The organism is Luteibacter sp. P4_E6, assembly GCF_056401535.1.
On record NZ_JBFUJE010000338.1, the window covers coordinates 1 to 4,317 of the forward strand.

General features: G+C 61.7%; 4 protein-coding genes. 3 read left to right on the plus strand and 1 reads right to left on the minus strand.

Going from position 1 to position 4,317, the window contains the following annotated elements; all coding sequences use genetic code 11:
- Positions 1–281 (plus strand): hypothetical protein (locus AC1DT2_RS16710; RefSeq protein ID WP_477297565.1); only part of this gene is annotated, 281 nt, incomplete at its 5' end.
- Between the two features lie 63 nt (positions 282–344).
- On the opposite strand, the gene tkt is transcribed toward AC1DT2_RS16710, so the two are convergent.
- Positions 345–2,357 carry a transketolase gene (tkt, locus tag AC1DT2_RS16715; RefSeq protein WP_477297567.1) on the minus strand — a complete coding sequence of 671 codons (2,013 nt, stop codon included), beginning with the start codon at positions 2,355–2,357 and terminating at the stop codon, positions 345–347.
- A gap of 225 nt (positions 2,358–2,582) precedes the next feature.
- Between tkt and AC1DT2_RS16720 the strand changes: the two genes are divergently transcribed.
- Positions 2,583–3,314 (plus strand): outer membrane protein, encoded by a 732-nt coding sequence (locus tag AC1DT2_RS16720; protein ID WP_213949615.1) that lies wholly within the window; start codon positions 2,583–2,585, stop codon positions 3,312–3,314.
- A gap of 215 nt (positions 3,315–3,529) precedes the next feature.
- Complete coding sequence (locus AC1DT2_RS16725; protein WP_063570840.1) at positions 3,530–4,111, plus strand: porin family protein; 582 nt, start codon at positions 3,530–3,532, stop codon at positions 4,109–4,111.
- Positions 4,112–4,317: the final 206 nt, after the last annotated feature.

Consider the following 4,317-nt stretch of genomic DNA (forward strand, 5'->3'; position numbering starts at 1 on the left):
ACTTCGTTCTTTATGACCGCTCCCGACGCCCCGTCTGGAATACAGGCAGCAACGGGCCGAACCGGGCATTTACGATCAACGAGCTCGGGCAAGCCGTCGTGATTACACCTGGGCAGGTTCACTGGACTATGCCCGGCGCGCTGCTTCCGCTCTACCAGCGACTTCGTGTCAAGCCGGTCTTCATGAGTTCCGCAGACCGTAGCCCTGCCCCGGGAAGTTTTCCGCTGTACTGCTTTGAGAACTGGAAAGTGTGCGACGCAAAAACGCGCCATCGGCCTTGATCCAATCAGAAGAAGGGGCCCTTCCGGGCCCCTTCTTCGTACTACTTTCTGTGTCAGAACGCCTTACTTGATGACGCTCTTAACGGCATCGACGATCTTAGGCGTCGTAATACCGAAGTGCTCGTAGAGGTCGTCGATCTTGGCCGAAGCACCGAAGGTGGTCATACCGATCACCTTGCCGTCCAGGCCAACGTACTTGAACCAGAAGTCCACGCTGGCCGCTTCAACGGCGACGCGAGCGCGGCACCACGACGGCAGCACGCCTTCGCGGTATTCGACCGGCTGTGCGTCAAACTCTTCCGTGCAGGGCATGGAGACGACGCGAACCGGCACGCCCTGGTCACCCAGCGACTGCGCGGCTTCCACGGCGATACCGACTTCCGAGCCCGTGGCGATGATGATCGCCTTGAACTTCTCCGACGGTTCCCAGAGGACGTAACCGCCCTTCTCGATGTTCGCCAGCTGCTCGTCGGTGCGCGGATTGTGCTTGAGGTTCTGGCGCGAGAAGATCAGGCAGGAAGGGTTGCCCGCACGTTCGATCGCCATCTTCCAGGAAACCGCCGATTCAACCGCATCGGCCGGACGCCACACGCGATTGTTCGGGATCAGGCGAAGCGAACCCAGGTGCTCGACCGGCTGATGGGTCGGGCCGTCTTCGCCSASGCCGATCGAGTCGTGCGTGTACACGTGGATGGCGTGTGCCGGAATGAGGCACGACATGCGCACGGCATTGCGGGCGTAGTCGGAGAACACCAGGAAGGTCGCGTCGTACGGAATGAAGCCGCCGTGCAGCGCGATACCGTTGGAGATCGCCGTCATGCCGAACTCGCGCACGCCGAAGTGGATGTAGTTGCCTTCGGCACCACCGGTCGCGATGTTCTTCGAGCCCTTCCAGATGGTCAGGTTCGACGGGGCAAGATCCGCGGAGCCGCCGATGAGTTCCGTCAGCAGCGGGCCGTACGCGTCGAGCGACATCTGCGATGCCTTGCGCGAAGCGACGACCGGACCTTCGGTCTGCATCTTCTTGATGAAGGCGGCAGCGCCTTCCTTCCAGTTGGCCGGCAGCTCACCGGACAGGCGACGCTTGAGCTCGCTGGCAAGTTCCGGGAACGCCTTGGCGTAGGCGTCGAACTTGTCGTTCCAGGCCTTCTCGGCATCGGCACCGCTCTTCTTCGCGCTCCACGAGTCGTACATGGCCTGCGGGATTTCGAACGGACCGTATTCCCAGCCCAGCTGCTTGCGGGCAAGGGCGACTTCTTCCTTGCCCAGCGCGGCGCCGTGCGAGGATTCCTTGCCTTCCTTGTTCGGCGAACCGAAGCCGATGATCGTCTTGCAGATGATCAGCGAGGGCTTTTCGCTCTGCGAGGTAGCGGCGGAAAGCGCCTTCTTGATCGCTTCGGCATCGTGGCCGTCGACCGGCTTGTCGTCGTCGCCGACCACCACGTTCCAGCCGTAGGCGCGGAAGCGCTCGGCGGTGTTGTCGGTGAACCAGTCGTGCACTTCACCGTCGATGGAAATGCCGTTGTCGTCGTAGACGGCGACGAGCTTGCCGAGCTTGAGCGTGCCGGCCAGCGAGGACACTTCGTGCGAGATGCCTTCCATGAGGCAACCGTCACCCACGAACACGAAGGTGTGGTGGTCGACGATGTCGTGGCCCGGGCGGTTGAAGCGCGCGGCGAGAACTTCCTCGGCGATCGCGAAACCGACAGCATTGGCGAGGCCCTGGCCGAGYGGACCGGTGGTCGTTTCGATGCCGGGCGTGTGATGGAATTCCGGGTGGCCAGCGGTCTTCGAACCGAGCTGGCGGAAGCGCTTGAGCTCGCCGATCGGCAGGTCATAGCCGGTCAGGTGAAGCAGAGCGTACTGCAGCATCGAGCCATGACCGTTCGACAGCACGAAGCGATCGCGATTGGGCCAATGCGGGTTCGTCGGGTTGTGATGCAGGAAGTCGCCCCACAGAACCTCGGCGATATCGGCCATGCCCATCGGCATGCCCGGGTGGCCGGAATTGGCGGCTTCCACACCATCCATGGCCAGGGCGCGGATCGCATTTGCGCGTTCGCGACGTGTCGTCATCGGCGTTCTCCAGTTAGCAAGCGGCGGAAAAACCATGATTGTCGCGCATTGATCACATCTTGTCGTGGACGTTCATGCTRCAAACGCAAAGTTAACTCCCGCTTAATCTTTCCGTTCTGTTTTTCGAGTCGCTTCAGGTTCGAAGGACTCTAATCGACCACGGCGATCGATCTTCCCCCACCCCCACGGGTCGATTGCCGCCCCGACAATAAGAGGAACACCCCCATGAAAAAGGCAGCACTTGCCCTTGCAGTTTCTTGCGCTTCGTTTGCGGCCATTCCGGCCTTCGCCCAGGACAGCAACCCGGCTGTCAGCGGCAATTATCAGCCCAGCCAGGCCGTGGGTAGCGGTAACTGGTTCATCGGCGCCAACGTCGGTCGCACCAACGGTAGCGACACCGGTGGCTTCGGTAGCAATGTCAGCGGTTTCAATCCCCTGCACGGCGAACAGGGCCGTCGCACGGGCTACGGTCTTCTGGGCGGATACCGCTGGAAGGTCGGTCCCGATCTCGGCCTCGGCCTCGAGGCCGGTTACACGGATCTCGGCAATTACCGCGTAAAGAACGTGTTTGAGGCCGATCAGAACGTCGACCAGAAGAACACCAAGAACGCGCTGCGCGGCTGGATGCTCGGTGTCAACGGCAAGATCAACCTCGTCCCCGGCTGGTACCTCAGCGGCCACGGCGGTTACTTCCGCGCCAACGACAACAACAACAATTACAACAACAGCGTCGGCCAGGACCTCGGCTTCTCCAATGGCGGCCGCCCGAACCGCGGCAGCTGGTACGCCGGCGTCGGCACCGGTTGGGACGTCAACGAGCACTTCGGCGTCGGCCTGACCTATGACTACTTCCACGCGAATGCGGGCAAGGTCATGGACAACACCACGGGCGAGACCAGCGTGGGCCTCAAGCGCTCCACGGGCATCATTTCGCTCGCTGGCGAGTACCGCTTCTAAGGTTGGATGAATTGTTGTTCTGAAGTAATGAGCCACGGCGGAAACCCGCCGTGGCTTAATCTTCTCTTAATAGTGAACTTACGGGTATTGAATCTATTGCGGCGCCGCCGCATGTAGTACCCGGACACACGGCACCCCCGCTCGTGTGTTGTGGCGAGTCGGCATCCCCATGCCGCCCGCATCGAACGCATAAAGAATAAGCAGGAGTTTTCCCCATGAAAAAGACCCTCATCGCCCTTGGCCTCATGGCGGCCGGTATGGTTGCGGCCCCGGCTTTCGCGCAGGACGCCAATGGCGCCGGCTTCTTCGTCAACGGCAGTGCCGGCCGCGCGCAAGTGAACAAGGGCAATTACGACGGGCATGACGTCGCATACGACATCAACGGCGGTTATCGCTGGGCTGTGAGCCCGTCGCTCGCGCTGGGTGTCGAAGGCGGCTACAACGACCTGGGTAACATTCACGCCAAGCACCTTGTCACCGGTGGCAACGCCATCGATGGCCGCAAGTCGAGCCTGCATGGCTGGACCGCCGGCGTGAACGGTCGCTTCAACATCGATCCGAAGTGGTACATCAGCGGCCGTGCCGGCCTCTACGCCTGGAAGGGCGACGGTGTGAGCCACGACGACATCACGCGCGACAACTTCGACAAGACCAGCTGGTATGCCGGTGCGGGCGTGGGCTACAACCTCACGCAGAACTTCAGCCTCGGCGTGAACTACGACCATTACGACGCGAAGAAGCACGGTCTCAACCTGTCCACGAACGTGGCCTCGGTGAGCGCTGAATACCGCTTCTGAGTCACCGGGGGTCGTTAATCCCCCTGTTGGTGAAATAAAAAACCCGGCGCCGCGAGGCGCCGGGTTTTTTGTTGTCGCGGGGACATGCCACGAGACGCGCCGTGAGACGCGTCACGCGGCACGCGCCGATCAGCTGCGCTTCGTCCAGCGACCCAGCGCAGCGTCGCCATTTTCCTTGGCGCGCTCGTGGACAACCTTCTGCGCCT